Genomic DNA, 16,341 nt, shown 5'->3' with positions numbered 1-16,341 from the left:
TGCCACAAAATCGGCTGAGGCGGACATGGACGTGTTCTGGTTGGGAGTGCGACTGCTGTTGCTGCTCACCGCGGCCAACGGCGCACCGATCCTGTTCAAGAGCATGCTGGGCGAGTACTGGTGCACCCCGATCGACTTCGGCCATCCTTTCTTCGACGGCCGGCCGTGGCTCGGCCCCTCCAAGACGTGGCGTGGGCTCGCCGCCGCCGTGACGGCGGCGGCGGTCGTTGCTCCGGTTCTTGGTTTCCCGCCCGACGTGGGCGCGCTATTCGGCTTCTTGGCAATGATCGGAGACGTACTCTCCAGCTTTGTCAAGCGCCGTCTGGACGTCGCGCCGAGCGGACAGGCCTTCGGCATCGACCAGGTTCCCGAATCATTGCTGCCGCTGCTGGTGATGCAGCACGCGCTGGCCATCCCCTGGCCGGTGATTGGCGGCGTGACCTTGGCTTTTCTGCTGATGGAAACGCCGGTGGCTTGGCTATTCCACCGCCTGGGCTTGCGCGACCGTCCCTACTGATCGCAGCCGGTCACGGTGCCGTGTAGCACCTGCACCGTTAAGTGGGAGAAGGGCTTTCGGACCCACGGCGCGCTCTTCCGGAGCCAGATCGTCACCAAGCAAATCGGCTTGGCGGCCAACGCGGACAATCAAGTCGCGGTGTGCTTTGAGCCCGATGACTTGGACGCGTTCATGAAGGGCATGGAGTCCCCCGCGACGGCGGAAGCCATGGCCTTTGATGGCGTCCAGAGAGAGACCGTCAAGGTATTCGTCCTGGACAAGGAGTTCAAGGTCTAGTGGGCGCGCCTCGCGAAGGCCCAGGCACCTCCGAAAATCGACTGCGCACTGGTGCCTGACCTATGGCGCCTCGGAGGGAGGGCCCCGGCGATGGTTGCTAGGGTCTTGCCATTGCCATTGCCGACCTGGTTGCCCAGCAGACCTCCGACCACTGCGCCGAGGCCGATTTCAACGGGGTTGTATTGCGCCACCGGCGCAGACTGCGGGGCCGCGGACGGGACTTGCGAGTACGCGGGTTGCGTGGTCCGGGCTGCGGCGAATACGTAGATGCCTGGGCGTACGTTGGGGAGGCCGAAGGCGGTGTGTGCCGGGTCGGGTAGCGATGCACGATCGGCATGTCCTCGAGCATGCGTTGGCGCAACGGGGTGATGGCCGAAGTGATCGTGTCCACGGTTGATGCTCCGTCGAGACGAGGCGGAATTGCCTCCCCGTCAACAGTGGCAACAACTCAGGAAATGAACCTCTTGGACTTGGCGCGAAGCGCCTACCGCGAGAGCGGTTTCGTCCTTTGGACGCTCAGCGGATTGTGGCAACTGGGCCATCTCGGCAATCGGCGGCCCGGATGGCGACTGGGGATCAGGCCCCCAGATCCCGGCGCTTCTGCTCGAATTCCTCGCGACCGATCTCACCGCGTGCATAGCGCTCTTGCAGAATCTCGATCGCTGTTTTGTCGCGCCGTGGTGGTCCCCAACTCTGCCTTCGATCGAACGGCGAATCCCCCGTCAACCAACGGAACAATGTCATGACGCCGAGCACGACCAACGCCCAGAACACGACCATGAGCAGGACACCGAAGCCCAATCCGCCATATCCGTTCCAGTTCCACATCATGTGCTTTTCCTCTTCAATGCGGCAAATGAGCCAATAGCCGTGACTTGAGGCCCTGACCCAACCAGCGACCACACAGCAGCTCAGCCCACCGGCGCAGGCTTCTTGCTGGCCAGTGTTTCGCTCATCCGCACCGCCGCGACCACCCCCGACAAAAACGTGATGCCGGCAATCAGCCAGACGGCGGCGGCGAGTCCTCCCAGCACATCGGCCGTGATACCTGCCAAGAGGGCACCGACGGCATAGCCCAAATCGCGCCAGAGGCGGTACACACCGACGGCGGAAGCGCGCCATGCGGGATAGGCAACGTCACCGATGGCCGCCAGCAGGGTCGGGTAGACCATTGCGGTGCCGACGCCGAGAAGTACGCCGCCCCAGGCGAAGCCCGCAAATGTTGAGGTCATGGCGGTCACGGCAATGCCAGCGGCTTGCACCCACATCCCCCAGACGATCAACTGCTTGCGGCCGACCCAGTCGGACAGCGCCCCAGTGCCAATCTGCGCGATGCCCCAGACCGCTGGGTAGATGGCGGCGAGCATGCCGATCTGTGTCAGGGTCATGCCGGCCGCAGCAAACACCAGAGGAAACAACCCCCAGGCCAGGCCATCGTTGAGGTTGTTCACCAGGCCGGCCTGGCTGACACTGGACAAGTTGCGGTCGATGAGCGAGGCGCGCCGAAAGACCTCCGCCTGACTGAGGGGCGGCGCCGGTTCGCCGGCGTGGTGGGCGCGCATTTCGTGAGCGACATGGTGGCGCGTTTCTCGCACCACCAGCGCGGACAGTAGCAAGCCGAGCGTCGTGTAGACCACCCCCAGGTAGAACGGCTGCGGGCGCAGACCGTATTGGGCCGCCATCCAGCCTGTCGCCAACGCGCTGCCCGCGACTGCGAAATAGCCCGAGAATTCATTGAGACCCATCGCCAGCCCACGCTGCTTGGGACCCACCAAGTCGATCTTCATGATGACCGTCGTGGACCAGGTGAGACCTTGGCTCACTCCGAGCAACACATTGGCGGCAACGATCCAGTTCCAGGTTGGCGCCCACATGAGGATCCAGGGCACCGGCAAGGCCACCAGCCAGCCGGCGACCAAGACATGCTTGCGGCCCCAGCGATCCGAGAGGCGGCCAGCAAAGTAGTTGGTCAGCGCCTTGCTAATGCCAAAGACGACGATGAAAGACAAGATCGCCGACCTGGCGGCAATGTCAAACTCGCGCTCGGCAACGGCCGGCAGGATGCTGCGCTCCAGCCCTACCATGGCGCCGACAAAGGCATTGACCAGTAGCAGCAACGAGAATTGACTGAGGTTCTCGCGTAGACCGAGGCGAATGGCCGCTGTTTGCATGCGTCAGCGCTCCAATCCCAGGTTGAAACGCACCATGGCTTCCATGTCAGCCGGACGCGGCGGAATGGTTTGCGTTACCGTCTCGATGAAGGCGGCGCGCTCAAGGGACAACGCCGTGTTCCAGCGCTTTTCAAAACCGAGGGTAGAGGCCGGTTTGCCCGAGAGGCCAGCGCCGCAGACGCTCCCCGCCTGATGGCCGGGATAAATCTCCACTTCGTCGGGCAGCGACAGCAGCTTGGTGTGCAGGCTGTCGTACAGCACGCCCGCCATCTCACGTTCCTTTCCCGCGAGATCGGGGCGACCGACGGCGCCGACAAATAGGGTGTCTCCCGTCACGACGAACCAAGGCTGCTCGGCCCGGCGCTTATCGGTGACCAGCAGGCAAAGGCTATCCGGTGTGTGTCCCGGCGTGTGCAGGACCCGGATCTTGACGTTGCCGACGTCCAGCAATTGCCCATCCTTCAGTGGCAGGAAATCGTAGTGGACCCGCCCCTGGTTGGACTCGTGTAGACCGTACGCCGCTCTCACCCTTGCGGCCAATTGCCGGCCACCCGAGTAATGGTCTGCATGCACATGGGTGTCGATGACATGCGTGATTTCGACTTGCGCTTCCTTGGCGGCGTGGACGAACCAGTCCTCGTCGCCGGCGACGACATCGACCGCGACGGCCTTGCCCAGGCCGCCACAGCCGAAGAAGTACGACAGGGAGGATTCCTTGGTGGCCAGTTGCTTAAAAAACATGGTTTTCTCCGGTTCGCCGCTTCAAAAGACCAGCACCTTCTCCGACCAGCCCGGCCAGTCGGCCAGTTCTTCGAGCGTGCTGCGGTGACAACCCTCAGACAGGTCTGCGGTGGCAATTCCCCGCGCATCGAGGCACGACCCACAAGCGCCGACTTGACCACTGCGACGGGAAACGGCGGCCAACATGACTTCGGTGCTGTAGAAGCCGGCCGGAACCTTCTGGTGCCGATGGGCGGTCAGTACCGCATCACCCATCAGAAAGACCCGAACCTCGTTGCCTTCTCGTTTGGCCAAAGCGCCTGCCAGGCGCAGGCCGTTGTAGGTGCGTTCCGATCCGTAGGGTGCGTCGTTGAGGATGAGCAGGGTCTTCATGGGCGATCCTTGGGAGGTCTGTGCATTCAGCGCTCGATGTGAAGTCCGCTGGCGGCCCATTCACTGACGCCGTCACTGAGCTTTTTGGCCGCAAACCCGCGGGCGCGCAGCAAGCGCACCGCCTCCTCTGACATCAGGCAGAACGGACCACGGCAGTAGGCGACGATTTCGCGATCGGTCGGTAAATCCGCCAGGCGCTGCTTCAACTCCGTGAGCGGCAACGAGCGCGCAAACGGCAAGTGACCCGCCTGAAACTCGGTGCCCGGTCGTACGTCGATGATGATGACCTCCCCTGTGCGGGCTTTCGCGAGCAGGCTGGCCTTGCTCTCCATCACCAAGGCCTCTGGGTGCGCCGTCATTTGCTCCAGCGCGACGCGCAGTTCGACCAGGTGCTCCTCGGCCGCTTCACGCAAGGACACCCAGAGCGGAGCCACGTCTGGCCCGCTGAGTCGGTAGTGGATGAAGGTGCCTTCGCGGCGGGTTTCGACCAAGCGCGCTTCCCGCAGTGCCCTCAGGTGCGCACTGGCCAGCCGGATGTCGATCTCCGCCTGCGTCGCCAACGTCTCGACGCTCTTTTCGCCTTGGGCCAATAACTCGATCAACTCCAGGCGCTTGGGGCTGGAGAGGGCTTTGCCAATCCGGGCCACCTGCTCGTACAGCAGGTTTTTGATCACATGCGTGTTCATGTTTTTATTCTAACGAATATTGGAATAATGTCTACGTGCACACGCAACCAGGCATCGAGCGGGCCACTGGTCACTCCGTCAAGCGACAAGTTCCAGGCGCCGGCCTGTCATCTTCAGGAATGCCACCATCCTGTAGGCGCTTAAGTGCGCGGTAGAGCGCCTCATGGGTCAATCCGAGGTCGTTGGCCCAGGCCTTTTTGGTCTGGGCAAGCAGAACGACGCCTCCTACCCCTTCCGCTTCGATGTAGTGAAGGATGCGATCCTCGGCGGTTTTGAGGCTTAGTCGTTCGCATTGCGCGCGCAGTTTGCGCACCTCCCGCGCAAGAATGGTGTGCCATTGCCGGCAAAAGTCGGGGTCTTGGGCCAGCGCACGTTTGAAGGCGCCGATCGGAAAGGCCTGGACCACCGACGGTTCGGACGCGACGGCGTCACAGTGGTAGAGCTTCGAGTCTGGCTGGCCTCGGCAACAAAACCGCCCCGCGAGCGTTGCAGAGTGATTTCAGCGCCTCCTCGGCCGACCCGGACCAGGCGGACTTCTCCCGAGATCACCAGAAAGGTGCTTCTGACCCTATCGCCAGTGCGAAACAACATGCCGCCTGCGCTCAAGTCGATCTGACGCGACATTGCGCAGAGATGGTTGGGCATGGCTCGGGCCATTTCTGCTGCAGAGGCCGAAGCGGGCTCAAGGGATCGATCATGCGCCATGTGATTTCAGTCATATGCAAATCTGCGTATGGCGCCATAGGATGCGATCGACGTCAACTTCGGGGAAGACCATGCGCCGATTCATTTCTCTTGCAGCAACGCTCACCATCGCGTCGATGGCCCAGGCGCAACTGGCGAGTTCACAGACCCCGATGCCCATGCCGATGCCAGGCATGGAGCACATGCAGATGGACCACACCGCCCACATGGCCGCGATGGCCAAGGCGCAGCGCCAATCCGAAGTGGCCGAACGCGGCCCGGAGGTGATGCCGTTCAGCTTGGCGCAGACCCTGCACATTTTCACCAAGGACGCTGAGGGCGGTGTCCAGCAAGTGGTGGCGCGCGACAAAGCGGATGCCAAGCAAACTGCTTTGGTGCGGCAACACTTGAAAGACATCCGGGCCCAGTTTCTCGAGGGGGATTTTTCGGGGCCGAGCCACGTCCATGGCGCCCGGATGCCAGGACTGGCAGACCTCAAGGCGGCCAAGCCGGGCCAGATCACCATCGACTACAAAGACGTCAAAGGTGGCGCACAACTAGCGTACCGCACCGCCGACCCGATATTGGTAGCGGCCATCCACGAGTGGTTCGATGCGCAAGTCTCCGATCATGGCAAGGACGCCACGGCCGGACGTATGCCTTGAGCGGAGCGATTGTCATGTACGTTGGATGACCCGCATCGTGGGCCGGTCGCGCGAATTGTTCCTTGGCGCCCAGCTTGTATGCACGCGTTTCGGGACAGGCGCCCTCAATTTCTGAGGCTGCCGCGAACGACTGGTCCTGGCGCCGACTCCTGCCCTCACTTGACACCAGTTCGGAAAGTAGCTTCTTGAGCCGGGCATTGCGCAAATCGACCTCGTCCAGTTGGCATTGCATGACTGCATTGCGTCGAGCGGACCCCTCGAAATAGGTAGCTTCCACAATCGAACAGTTCTCTTCCACGGACGTTCGCCAAGCGGCGTTGGAACTGCGCACGGTCTCAGCGTAGCGAGCAGCGGCATCGCTTGAATCGCTGACCTTCGACCTGACGGCGTTCCCGCAGGCCAATGCAGGGGGCTGTCCGCGTTTGCTCGCGAACCGCTCGCGATCTATATTTTCATTTGGGTATTCTTGTTGCCGAAAGGAGATCTGCCATGGATCTTCTCGTCGAATCCGTGGACGTCTGGGCTGCATCCGTTCCGGACAAGCCCGGCGGCGTGGCCCAGGTGCTGACGGTCCTGCACGAGGCCGGGGCGGACCTGCAATTCATCATCGCGCGCAGAGCTCAGGAGGAGCCCGGCAAGGGGGTTGTGTTCGTTACCCCGCTGCAGGGCGACGCCGAGGTCAGGGCGGCCGCCGTGGTGGGCTTCAATGTCACCCGGCGTCTGCACTGCGTGCGGCTGATGGGCGCCGATCGGCCGGGGGTTGCCGCAGCGTTGACGCAGAAGCTGGCAGATGGCGGCATCAATCTCAGCGGGTTCTCGGCCTCCGTCATCGGCAAGCAGTTCGTGGCCTATGTGGGACTGGACTCATTGGACGATGCCAACAAGGCGATGGAAATTCTGCGGCAGACCTGATGAGGGGCGGCACGGCCCTCCTCCACCTAGATCCACTGGAGTGACAGCGTAGGAAGCTGGCCGCACCCGCAGCGCAGTTCTGCGGGCGCAAGAAAAGCCGACACCCGTCTGCGCAGGTGCTTTGCGATACCGCCTAGGGCGTTTGGCTATCCCGATTGGGCTGAGACGAACTCCGCGGCCCGCTGGGCGTGTAGCTCGCGCCGTGATGAGCCAGGTAGTCGCGGATGAACCGTCGCACTACCTGCGACGGCGTGACATCCTGCTGCGCGCAAAGCGTCTCGAAGGCCTTCTTCTTGGCCGGATCGATCAGGACGGTGAGGCGGGCGGTCTTCAGCTCCAGGGGGGTCATAGAATTATCATGACATTATAATTTACGTGTCACTTCAGACACATTGGATTCAACTATCAAGCACCGGCCTCTCCGGGCACTCGGCGCCTTGGCGTCTCGTTGCACGCCAGAAGAGAGTACGGCGAGCCCCGTCGTTGCAATGCTCCCCCAGGCTTTGCGTGGCCTCATGGCCAAGGATCGAACCCGCCACGCCAACCGGCAACTCGGCGGTCTGCTGGCCTTTGTGGCCGGCGCGGTGAACGCTGGCGGTTTCCTGGCCGTTCAGCGCTACACCTCGCACATGAGCGGCATCGTCTCGGCGATCGCCGATGATCTGGTGCTCGGGCAGGTGGCGTTGGCCGCAGCGGGTGGAGCGTCCTTGCTGGCCTTCGGCGTCGGGGCGGCCACCACTTCCTTCCTGGTCAACTGGGCACGTCGGCGGAATCTGCACGGGGAATACGCGCTCAGCCTGATGATCGAGGCCGGGCTGCTGCTGGTCTTCGGGCTCCTCGGCGCCAATCTCGAGCGCTTCGTCGAGTTGTTCGTGCCGTCCACGGTGCTGCTGTTGTGCTTCATCATGGGCTTGCAGAACGCCATCGTCACCAAGATATCCAAGGCCGAGATCCGCACCACCCACATGACCGGCATCGTCACCGATCTGGGCATCGAGCTGGGGCGGCTCTTCTACTGGAATCGCCTGGAACGGGCCAGGCCCGAGCACTTCGTGCGGGCCGACCGGGACAAGCTGGCGATACACGCGACGATCCTGGCCCTGTTCTTCGGCGGCGGACTCGTCGGTGCCGTCGCGTTCAAGGCGGTCGGTTTCTCGGCAACCGTGCCGATTGCCGCGTTGTTGATGGCGCTGGCGGCGCCGCCCCTGCTGATGGACCTGCGCTCGCAGCGATCCGCCGCGGAGGGCGACGCGATCTGACGGTTTCCCCGGACGACGCTCTTTGCTTGTGGAACCCCAGTCTTGCTGAACGATTTCTTCCCCTTCATCGCCCCCGACAAGGTGCGCCCGTTCGTCTATGAGGACGGGCACACGGTGGCCATGCACTTCGACATCTCGGCCATGCAAAGCCGCATGCGCCGCGACGATCCCTATCGGCTGGATCTGGAGTACACGCGCACCATGATGGGCTGCCTGCTGCTGCAGCCCGCTCCGCAGTCGATCCTTGCGATCGGTTTGGGCGGGGGTTCGCTGCCGAAGTACTGCTACCGGCATGTCCCGGCCGCGGACATTACCGTCGTCGAGATCAACCCCCACGTCATCCAGATGCGCGACACCTTCCTGGTGCCGGCCGACGATCACCGATTTCGGGTCGTCTGTGACGACGGCGCGAGCTTCGTGGCTGCCGCGAAGCACCGCTACGACGTCGTCCTCGTGGACGGCTTCACCTATGACGGACAGCCCGAGCAGTTGTGCACCCCGGACTTCTATGCCGCGTGCCGGTCCGTGCTGAGTGCCACGGGGGTCATGGCGGTCAATCTTCATCGCAAGGGGCCGACCTGCGAGGCCCTGTGCGACAGGATCGTTCGCTGCTTCGGCGAAGACGCCGTGCTCCTCGTCCCCGCCAGCGGGGGATCGAACCTGGTCGCACTGGCCGCGAAGGCGGGCAGCCTTCGCTCGATCGCCTCGGAGTTCAATAGGCGCTGGGACGGCTTGGCCGCGGTCCACCAACAGACATTGCGTTCGAGCGTCTGGCGTATCGAGCGCGGTCTTCTCACCCACTCGCAATTGGCAACTCATTCCGACTGAGGCGTGCTGGAGCTGCTATAGGGTGGCTTAACCCCGGCACTTCTGCTGTTGGCGAGCGGACGACGCAAGCGCACAATTTGTGTCACGGGCTCCGGGCGCCCGGTTGCAGTGCTGCACAACACTCGAGGTGCGCGCTTGGCAGCGAGTTGCAAAGGCGGTGGGCGACTGCGCCCGGCAGCCCGAGGGCTCCGCCTTGGTCAAATTTGGGCCGCGGCTGGAGGTCGACACGCCAAGCGCCGGGAGACTAGTATGTTCACGCATCTCTTGCTTCCCACCGACGGCTCGCCGCTATCCGATCTTGCGGTTCAGCAGGGCATTGCCTTCGCCCGCGAGCTAGGCACCAAGGTCACGGGGCTGCACGTCCTGCCGTCCATTCACGTCCTTACACTGCAGTCGGAGGCGCTTGAGGAGGACAAGCGACAATTCGCTGCCCGAATGCGTCTGCTGGCGGACCAGTACCTCGGTAAGCTGTCGGCGCTCGCAACGCAATCCGACGTCGCCTGCGACACCATCGCCGTCGAGCACGTTCATCCCTACCTGGCGATCATCGAGACCGCGCGGACGCGGCACTGCGACCTGATCGTGATGGCTTCACACGGGCGACGGGGCATGCAAGCGCTCCTGCTCGGTAGCGAGACACAAAAGGTGCTCACGCATTCCGAGATCCCTGTGCTGGTGCTCCGCGAGGCTCGGGTGCGCTCAGCCGCGTGACCTGGTGGAGATGATGACCGACTGCCGGCCGCGGAGTCGCGAGTTTCGGCAGACGGTCAGCGGCGTTGGTGAGCCCACCTCAGTCATGGGGAATGAGGCAGGCGCCGGCTATCCATGTCCGTAAGCAGATCGATCGGCGGCTGCTGCGACACCTGGGTCAGGGTCAGCCAACCGATCGGGTGATCGAGCGAGTTGATCAAAGCCACCACGCACGCCAAGGCAATCGCTAGAACCGGCATGGCAAGCGTCCTTCTGGATTCCGCGACGCCGGCCTGGTATCCCACCATGAACATGCCAAGTATCGTGAGCGCGGCGAGCATCAGCCAGAATCCGCTCCGCCTCCTCAATCACGCTCTCGACGCGCTCCTCGCCGGCCGCTTCTGATCCCTGAACAGAGGCTGCAAGGCAGCGCGGCGACAGAAGAAGCAAGGACAAGTCGCAGCGGAGGGCTGCGCGAACCATCCTGCTTCAGTAGTGAGGTAACTCGCCCAACGAAGACCTTGCTGCCCTGCCGACGATAAGAGATTGAAGCCAGGACCGATGCGGGCGCCTTTGTGCTCACCGCCGTAGGCGGCGAACCAGTCCTCCCACGCCAAAGGAATCTCGTTGTGCTGCAGCAGAGTGCTGTCCTTGAGGTCCGCGAAATGCCTGATGTTGAACTTGTCCCTATATCTGGGTGAGCACACCACGCTCGTCTCTTTGCCGATGAGATACGTGGCCTCCGCAATAACCCAGTATCCTGATCAAGGACGGCATCATCGAGAAGATCGGCGGGGCCGATCTGGCTTGCGAAGGCGCCCTGGAGATCGATGCCATGGGCATGACCCTCATGCCTGGCCTCATCGACTGCCACGTGCACGTGATGGCCTCGTCCTTCAATCTCGGTGCCGTCGCCCGCATGCCGAACGCACTGGCACTGCTTCGCGCACTGCCGATCATGAAGGGCATGCTGGACCGCGGATTCACGTCGGTGCGTGATGCAGGCGGTGCCGACTGGGCGCTGGCCGAGGCGGTGAGAACACGGCAGGTCACCGGGCCTCGACTGTTCTGTGCCGGCAAGGCCTTGTCGCAGACCGGCGGGCACGGCGACTTCCGTGCCCGCAACGACATCCTGGAAGACCCCTGCGCGTGTGCCTACAAGCTCGGCAACATTGCCCGCGTGGTGGACGGCGTCGATGCTTGCCGTCTGGCGGTGCGCGAGGAGATCCTGAAGGGCGCGTCTCAGATCAAGGTCATGGCCTCGGGCGGCGTGGCCTCGCCCAACGATCCGATCATCAATCTTGGGCTCTGCGAGTCCGAACTGCGAGCCATCGTGGAGGAAGCAGGTAACGCCAACACCTATGTCATGGCGCACGCCTATACGCCACGGGCGATTGCGCGCGCGGTCCGATGCGGCGTGCGGACCATCGAGCACGGCAACCTCGTGGACGAGCCGACGGCCCAGTTGATGAAGGAGATGGGTGCCTACATGGTGCCCACGCTCATCACATACGAGGGCCTTGCGAACGACGGCCCCAAGTACGGCCTTCCCCCCGAGTCGGTGCGCAAGATTGAAAGCGTGCGCACCAACGGCCTGGAAGTACTGAAGGTACTCGACGCAGTGGGAGTGAAGATGGGCTACGGCTCCGACTTGCTGGGCGAAACGCACGATCTGCAGTCCGAAGAATTGCCGCTGCGCGCCAAGGTTCTCGGCAATGCCAAGACGATCCAGCAAGCGACGCTGATCGGCGCCGAGATCCTGAACCACACAGGCATCCTGGGGGAGATCGTCGAGCAGGCCTATGCCGACCTGCTGCTGATCGACGGCAATCCGCTGGACGACATCGCGTTGCTCACCCGTCATGACACGGCCATACGGCTCGTCATGCAGGACGGCGTCATCCACGCGAACCGCCTTTAAACGACAAGTTGAGCGGCACCCAAGCCGGCTGGATCGCCAGCAGCACCTATGTCGGCTTCCTGGTGGGCGCGCTGATGTCTGGACTGCTGGGTGACCGTTTCGGCCGCAAGGTGGTCATGATGTGGTCGCTGGTGCTGTTTTGCGTTGCAACCTTCGTCAACGCCTTTGCGACGAACTTCCATGAGTTCTACATCCTGCGCATGATCGCGGGAGGGTAGCCCTGGAAGGCATCAACGAATGAAAGACGAGCCCAAGCTGAAGTGCCTCGCGCAGGCCGCCCAGGCGCTTGGCCGGGCCCAGAGCTCCGAAGCGCAGTGGTCGGAGATTTCTCGCCTGGTCGATTCCATCTTTGGTTACAGCCTCCTGACAGGCCTTGCATTCCTGAAGGAGCAGCGGCTGATGCGCCGCATCTTCTCGAGCGATGAAACCCCCAACCCGTCGGGCGGCTTCAAGGCCACGGGCAAGGGGCCCTGGTCAGTCCAGGTGCTCGACCGGGGGCGGCCCTACATCGGGAGTGACGAGGCGGACATTCGTGCTGTGTTTTCCGAAGCCGAACTGCTGATCGAGCGCGGCCTGCACTCGGTACTCAATCTTCCCATCTGGGGCGCGGGCTGCGTGATCGGGTCACTCAATCTTCTGTCTCACCGGCACGCTTACGATCAGGCGGACGGACAGCTGATCGATCTGGTTTCGGGCATCTGCGCCCCCTTTGCTTTCGCAGTGGAGCACCTTGGACCGGTCGCGTTGCCAACCCTCTGAGCACCCAGCATATAACTTCTCGCTTGAAGTTCATGGCGGACTCCTTGTCGAAGTGTCCGGCCGGCGATGCCGGCCGGTGTCAAATGAGACCTCGGGCTGAAGGTCAGACGCTCCTTCACGGCCTCATAGCGCTTCTTGCCCTGTGCACCATCGAAACCGGTCAGGCGACGTTGATCCTGGTCGCGATCGAAGAGTACAACTCTCGCCTCCGGATTACGCTCCAGAAGTTCCATTGCGAGGTAGGAGGCGATGAAGCCTGTGCCCCCGGTGATGAGGATGGGACGAGTCATGATTTCTGCTCCTTGGAGAGTCAGGTGAACGGCAATGTGACTGACGACTTGTCTGGATTGCCACCCCATCGCGCAGCCTTGTGAGTTCGCATCGTGGTGGTAAAGGGGCGCGACACTTGGCTACGCGTCGGTGCGTGACGATAGGTGCTCGCCAAGAAATTCTCATCCCCCACGCTGAGGAGCAGAAGAGCTGATCGAGTGTCTACGCCCGAAATCCAAAAACGGTTCCGAACTCGCGCCCGATTCAAGGCAACTGCTTGATACGCAGTCGCGTGAACTGCACCCGGGAGCCGGCGTGATGATTCTGCAGGCCGATAAAGCCCTGCGGGGAACGGTTGGCGTTTTGCAGCTGGCTGACTTGCTGGCCATCGAGCCAGACGGTAATCGTCGAACCGTTGGCTTCAATCTCATAGGTGTGCCACTGGCCGGCAGTCGGTGCGGAAGTGGAAGCGGCAAGGCCGTAGACGGCTCCCGTGTTGTGCAGCGGATCACCGAACGTTGGCGGATTGGTGTCCGGATTCTTGCCGGTGTTGTCGATCTGGATCTCGTAGCCTTGTGCCACGGGAATCGTCCAGTCGGTTCCGGGGTCGGGAAAGCGAATGAAGATGCCGGAGTTGTCGTCGACCGCCGAAGCGCGCCAATCGACCCGCAGCACGAAGTTCTTGAACTGCCGCTCTGTAAACCACAGCAGGCCGATGCCACCGAACGATTCGATGATGTTGCCGCCCAACTCCACGAAGCCGCCCGACCCGGCCGTCTTCCATCCGGCGATGCCACCGGTGCCTAGTGGCGAAAAGCCGGGCTCTGCGCCAAGGGACTCGCGCACGATCGCCTCGGCGGTGCGTCGCGCAAGCGCAGTGGCGGTGAGTGACGGGTTCGCCGAGCCGAGCGTGGGAAACAGCGCAGGGCCCGCGACGTAGGCGTTGGAGATGTGATGAAAGCGGCCATCGAGATTGGTCACCGAATCATTCGGGTTCGCGCCCATCCAGAGTGTTCCAGCTTCGTGATGGGTTGTTCCAAGTCCGTCGCGCGCCTGCCCGACGACTTTGATCTTCGCCGGATCGTTGTTGGCGACCGCGTTGGCCAAGTCGAGCGCGGCCTTGTCCATGATGTCCCAGAGGCCGTTGTCGTCCTGATTGGTCGCCAGATTGACCCACGCGCGGCGCATTCCGAACTCATCGGTCTGGTCGCTCAAGTCCACCCAACTCGGCGACCGCCCGGTTTGCTTGTTTGCGTTGGCACTCCGATCGCCGTTCATCTCGGCGATGCCGCGCAGCGTGATAACGATCCAGTCTTCCTGCTGGGCAGCCAGCGTCTGATCGAGAAGGTCGATGTCCGGAATCATGCGGAACATGTCGTCCTCCGAACCGCCCGCGACCGCCGCGGCAGTGACTTGCAGGTGATAGCGACCTTTCGGGGTCGAGCCGCGGACAAGCAGCGCGGCGGCCTCCAGGCGCTCGGGCAATGCCGGGTCGATGACAGAGCGATGGATCCGCACGACGGTGTTCGAGCGCAAGTGCGCCATGAGGTTGCGACCCATCAGCGGCGTGGGAAACGATTCAAGCGCGAGGCGCGTGGCTTCGATGGTGCCGGAGGCCAGCACGACCACGCACGTGGGTGGAATGCCGATGGACTTCAGTTGCCCGTTCACGCGCACGTCGATCGCCGTCACCGCCCCGCCGGCCGTTTGCAGCTTGGTGACGTGCGCCTTCGGCACGATAAAGAGCCGGCGCTGCCAGTCGGGGCGCCCCGCCGCTTCGCGCACCGCGTCCGTGAGAATGGGCATGCTGCTCCACTTGTCGAAGCTGAACAGTCCGGACGCCGGCGGGGCGGCTTGCACGGCGAGCGGGGCGTCTTCGATGCCATCCACTGTCGCCACGCCAGCAGCGGCGCTCATGAACTTCTTCTTCAACGCATCAAACAACGGACCCGAGATGTAGTCGGTCTTGTCGAAGACGCCTGTTTCCTTCTCGACTCGCTCATAGGCATCGCCGGAGTGAGTCGGGCTCTGAAGCTGGGTCGCCACCGGCTGCGGCCAATTCGCCAAATCGGCATCTGTGAGGCGCGGCGACCATCCACCCCAGTAGAGGGATCGGCCGCCAGGGCAGTAGGCCAGGCCGGGAAACGCCACCATGCTGCGCCATGGCGTACCCCAGACAAGCTCGCGCGTACCAGGATCGTCAACGTTCTGGATCACGGACACAGGCGCTGCCGCGTTCAGGCCGATCCGCGACAGATTTTGAACATGCTCCGTGACCAGAAGACTGCCTGCGTCAAGCACGAGGACACGAAGGTTGGGTCCAAGACGATAGATCTTCTCGGCGCAGTAAGCACCGTACATCCCCGCGCCAATGACGACGGCATCAAACGCGACGCCGCCATTCGCGGTCGCTTCATCCCAAGTGCTGCAAACATAACGGCCCAGGACATCAATCGAAAAGGTGGTCCCTTGCAGCCGTACCTGCTGATTCGCCTCGACCAGTTGATTGATCATGGTGCTTCCTCAGTGCGGTTGGTGGGGATTGCCGCCGCGGCCGCCGAGGGTAGCTGCCTTGTCGGAGCCGAGGAGGCGGAAAATGAAAACGCGCATGTGCATCGGTTTCATGGTGCATTCCCGCATGTGAAAGCCGGCATCCTAGAATCATGGGCCGGAGAGCGCCAGTCGCCAAACGGCCAGGGCCCACTCGAGCAGCGAGCGGGAATCCCGTGGCGCCGGGGCTCCCTGCTCTAGTGCTTTCAGCCAGATACCACCGTCATCGCTCTTCAGGCACACGACATTCGCGCGATCATCGGCATGCGTGCGCCTTATCCTGCGGCGTGCTGTGCATCGAGTGCATGCCTGACGGCACGCGCGAGATCCGCGGCCTTGCCCTTGCCCCAGTAGTGCAGGAACATGATGCGCGGCGTCTCGTGCGTCATATGCTGGTGAATCGCGACGATGTTGATGCCGTCGCCTCGCATGGCTTTCAGTACTGGCTGCAGCTCGCCTTCGGTCATCGCAAAGTCGCCGTCGACCACGGCGTTGTCGTCGCTGCCGGCGAACGCGGCCCAGGCGTTCACGCCCATCTGGTTGCCGACCATCGCGTCGTGCATGCGAGCGGTCCGCCCGATCGTGACCTTCACCATGCCGTCCTTGCTGTCGGCTTTTGCACCGAGCGCCTCCTCGATCGGGGCTGCGCTGATATGACTGGGCGCTGGCACCTCGCCGCTGAACGCAGCGGCCAGAGTCGCCTGGGTCGAGCGGATCTGTGCGATGCGGTTCATACACGGCCTTGACGCCAGCGGCGAGCTTGCGCGCATCGCCTTGGCCGCCGATGTGCATGAAGTAGACCTTGGGCGCGTCGAAGAAGAAATGGTTGTGCTACGCCGTGACCTCGAGGCCCGTGTCGAGTGCAGCGCTCATCGCGGGATTCACTTCATCTTCGAAGAGAACCGTGTCGCCCATCAGCCGCGATCGTCCAATGGTCGCTCCCGGTCGGGCAAGGACGGATCGTCGCGACTCGATTTGGCGTGCCGCACGAGAAACAGAGTTTTCACGATCAACTTTCGAGCTGATTCAACTCTGCACCA

The 16,341-nt window shown here is 62.9% G+C and carries 21 protein-coding genes and 2 pseudogenes; 10 read left to right on the top strand and 13 right to left on the bottom strand.

Annotated features, from left to right (window positions below):
• Positions 1-25: 25 nt before the first annotated feature.
• Both VAR608DRAFT_RS11245 and VAR608DRAFT_RS36935 read left to right on the top strand, forming a co-directional pair.
• Entirely contained in the window at positions 26-517 is a 492-nt protein-coding gene (locus VAR608DRAFT_RS11245; RefSeq protein ID WP_088954145.1) for a CDP-archaeol synthase, read from the top strand.
• 108 nt (positions 518-625) lie between these two features.
• Positions 626-793, top strand: a complete 168-nt coding sequence (locus VAR608DRAFT_RS36935; RefSeq protein ID WP_157730829.1) for a hypothetical protein — start codon at positions 626-628, stop codon at positions 791-793.
• Here the strand turns inward: VAR608DRAFT_RS36935 and VAR608DRAFT_RS11235 are convergent.
• From VAR608DRAFT_RS11235 to VAR608DRAFT_RS38510, 8 genes and pseudogenes are all read right to left on the bottom strand, one after another.
• Positions 790-945, bottom strand: coding sequence for a glycine zipper 2TM domain-containing protein (locus VAR608DRAFT_RS11235; protein ID WP_269458563.1), 156 nt, complete (start codon positions 943-945; stop codon positions 790-792). The genes VAR608DRAFT_RS36935 and VAR608DRAFT_RS11235 overlap by 4 nt on opposite strands.
• Before the next feature lie 424 nt (positions 946-1,369).
• Complete coding sequence (locus VAR608DRAFT_RS11230) at positions 1,370-1,624, bottom strand: SHOCT domain-containing protein (protein ID WP_088954142.1); 255 nt, start codon at positions 1,622-1,624, stop codon at positions 1,370-1,372.
• Between the two features lie 80 nt (positions 1,625-1,704).
• Positions 1,705-2,964 (bottom strand): MFS transporter, encoded by a 1,260-nt coding sequence (locus VAR608DRAFT_RS11225; protein WP_088954141.1) that lies wholly within the window; start codon positions 2,962-2,964, stop codon positions 1,705-1,707.
• A gap of 3 nt (positions 2,965-2,967) precedes the next feature.
• Positions 2,968-3,705, bottom strand: a complete 738-nt coding sequence (locus tag VAR608DRAFT_RS11220; RefSeq protein WP_088954140.1) for an MBL fold metallo-hydrolase — start codon at positions 3,703-3,705, stop codon at positions 2,968-2,970.
• A 21-nt stretch (positions 3,706-3,726) separates the two neighbouring features.
• Positions 3,727-4,077, bottom strand: coding sequence for a DsrE/DsrF/TusD sulfur relay family protein (locus tag VAR608DRAFT_RS11215; RefSeq protein ID WP_088954139.1), 351 nt, complete (start codon positions 4,075-4,077; stop codon positions 3,727-3,729).
• A 26-nt stretch (positions 4,078-4,103) separates the two neighbouring features.
• Positions 4,104-4,763, bottom strand: coding sequence for a metalloregulator ArsR/SmtB family transcription factor (locus tag VAR608DRAFT_RS11210; protein ID WP_088954138.1), 660 nt, complete (start codon positions 4,761-4,763; stop codon positions 4,104-4,106).
• 70 nt (positions 4,764-4,833) lie between these two features.
• Positions 4,834-5,169, bottom strand: a complete 336-nt coding sequence (locus VAR608DRAFT_RS37915; RefSeq protein WP_088954137.1) for a Crp/Fnr family transcriptional regulator — start codon at positions 5,167-5,169, stop codon at positions 4,834-4,836.
• A 53-nt stretch (positions 5,170-5,222) separates the two neighbouring features.
• Positions 5,223-5,387: pseudogene (locus VAR608DRAFT_RS38510) on the bottom strand (cyclic nucleotide-binding domain-containing protein); the annotation flags it as partial.
• A 152-nt stretch (positions 5,388-5,539) separates the two neighbouring features.
• Here VAR608DRAFT_RS38510 and VAR608DRAFT_RS11200 point away from each other — a divergent pair.
• Positions 5,540-6,112, top strand: coding sequence for an aspartate carbamoyltransferase (locus VAR608DRAFT_RS11200; RefSeq protein WP_088954136.1), 573 nt, complete (start codon positions 5,540-5,542; stop codon positions 6,110-6,112).
• 489 nt (positions 6,113-6,601) lie between these two features.
• Positions 6,602-7,024 carry an ACT domain-containing protein gene (locus VAR608DRAFT_RS11195; protein ID WP_088954135.1) on the top strand — a complete coding sequence of 141 codons (423 nt, stop codon included), beginning with the start codon at positions 6,602-6,604 and terminating at the stop codon, positions 7,022-7,024.
• 133 nt (positions 7,025-7,157) lie between these two features.
• Here VAR608DRAFT_RS11195 and VAR608DRAFT_RS11190 read toward each other — a convergent pair whose 3' ends face one another.
• Positions 7,158-7,364, bottom strand: a complete 207-nt coding sequence (locus VAR608DRAFT_RS11190; RefSeq protein ID WP_088958727.1) for a ribbon-helix-helix domain-containing protein — start codon at positions 7,362-7,364, stop codon at positions 7,158-7,160.
• A gap of 148 nt (positions 7,365-7,512) precedes the next feature.
• On the opposite strand from VAR608DRAFT_RS11190, the gene VAR608DRAFT_RS11185 reads away from it, so the two are divergent.
• From VAR608DRAFT_RS11185 to VAR608DRAFT_RS11175, 3 genes are all read left to right on the top strand, one after another.
• A complete protein-coding gene (locus VAR608DRAFT_RS11185; protein ID WP_088954134.1) occupies positions 7,513-8,283 on the top strand; it encodes a YoaK family protein in 771 nt (256 codons plus the stop codon).
• Positions 8,284-8,325: 42 nt separating this feature from the next.
• Positions 8,326-9,111: a fused MFS/spermidine synthase gene (locus VAR608DRAFT_RS11180; RefSeq protein WP_088954133.1), complete on the top strand. Its 786-nt coding sequence runs from the start codon at positions 8,326-8,328 to the stop codon at positions 9,109-9,111.
• A gap of 249 nt (positions 9,112-9,360) precedes the next feature.
• Entirely contained in the window at positions 9,361-9,822 is a 462-nt protein-coding gene (locus tag VAR608DRAFT_RS11175; RefSeq protein WP_088954132.1) for a universal stress protein, read from the top strand.
• 83 nt (positions 9,823-9,905) lie between these two features.
• Here VAR608DRAFT_RS11175 and VAR608DRAFT_RS11170 read toward each other — a convergent pair whose 3' ends face one another.
• Positions 9,906-10,142, bottom strand: coding sequence for a hypothetical protein (locus tag VAR608DRAFT_RS11170; protein ID WP_088954131.1), 237 nt, complete (start codon positions 10,140-10,142; stop codon positions 9,906-9,908).
• Between the two features lie 494 nt (positions 10,143-10,636).
• On the opposite strand from VAR608DRAFT_RS11170, the gene VAR608DRAFT_RS11160 reads away from it, so the two are divergent.
• Genes VAR608DRAFT_RS11160 through VAR608DRAFT_RS11150 form a run of 3 tightly spaced genes read left to right on the top strand, consistent with a single transcriptional unit; the run spans position 10,637 to position 12,481 of the window.
• On the top strand, positions 10,637-11,722 hold the full coding sequence (locus VAR608DRAFT_RS11160; protein WP_231973439.1) for a metal-dependent hydrolase family protein: 1,086 nt from the start codon (positions 10,637-10,639) through the stop codon (positions 11,720-11,722).
• Positions 11,723-11,730: 8 nt separating this feature from the next.
• Positions 11,731-11,940 (top strand): MFS transporter, encoded by a 210-nt coding sequence (locus tag VAR608DRAFT_RS11155; protein WP_231973438.1) that lies wholly within the window; start codon positions 11,731-11,733, stop codon positions 11,938-11,940.
• Between the two features lie 19 nt (positions 11,941-11,959).
• Complete coding sequence (locus tag VAR608DRAFT_RS11150; protein WP_088954129.1) at positions 11,960-12,481, top strand: GAF domain-containing protein; 522 nt, start codon at positions 11,960-11,962, stop codon at positions 12,479-12,481.
• Here the strand turns inward: VAR608DRAFT_RS11150 and VAR608DRAFT_RS38505 are convergent.
• The 3 genes and pseudogenes from VAR608DRAFT_RS38505 to VAR608DRAFT_RS11135 form a co-directional block, all read right to left on the bottom strand.
• Positions 12,382-12,771, bottom strand: coding sequence for an NAD-dependent epimerase/dehydratase family protein (locus VAR608DRAFT_RS38505; protein ID WP_157730828.1), 390 nt, complete (start codon positions 12,769-12,771; stop codon positions 12,382-12,384). The genes VAR608DRAFT_RS11150 and VAR608DRAFT_RS38505 overlap by 100 nt on opposite strands.
• Positions 12,772-13,015: 244 nt before the next feature.
• Positions 13,016-15,265, bottom strand: coding sequence for a family 16 glycoside hydrolase (locus VAR608DRAFT_RS11140; protein WP_157730826.1), 2,250 nt, complete (start codon positions 15,263-15,265; stop codon positions 13,016-13,018).
• Between the two features lie 311 nt (positions 15,266-15,576).
• A pseudogene (locus tag VAR608DRAFT_RS11135) lies at positions 15,577-16,231 on the bottom strand (DUF1259 domain-containing protein); the annotation flags it as partial.
• Positions 16,232-16,341: the final 110 nt, after the last annotated feature.

Source organism: Variovorax sp. HW608, assembly GCF_900090195.1.
In the GTDB taxonomy this organism is placed as follows: domain Bacteria; phylum Pseudomonadota; class Gammaproteobacteria; order Burkholderiales; family Burkholderiaceae_C; genus Variovorax.
The sequence above is the reverse complement of the archived record's forward strand: the minus strand, read 5'-3'. Positions and strand labels throughout refer to the sequence as shown.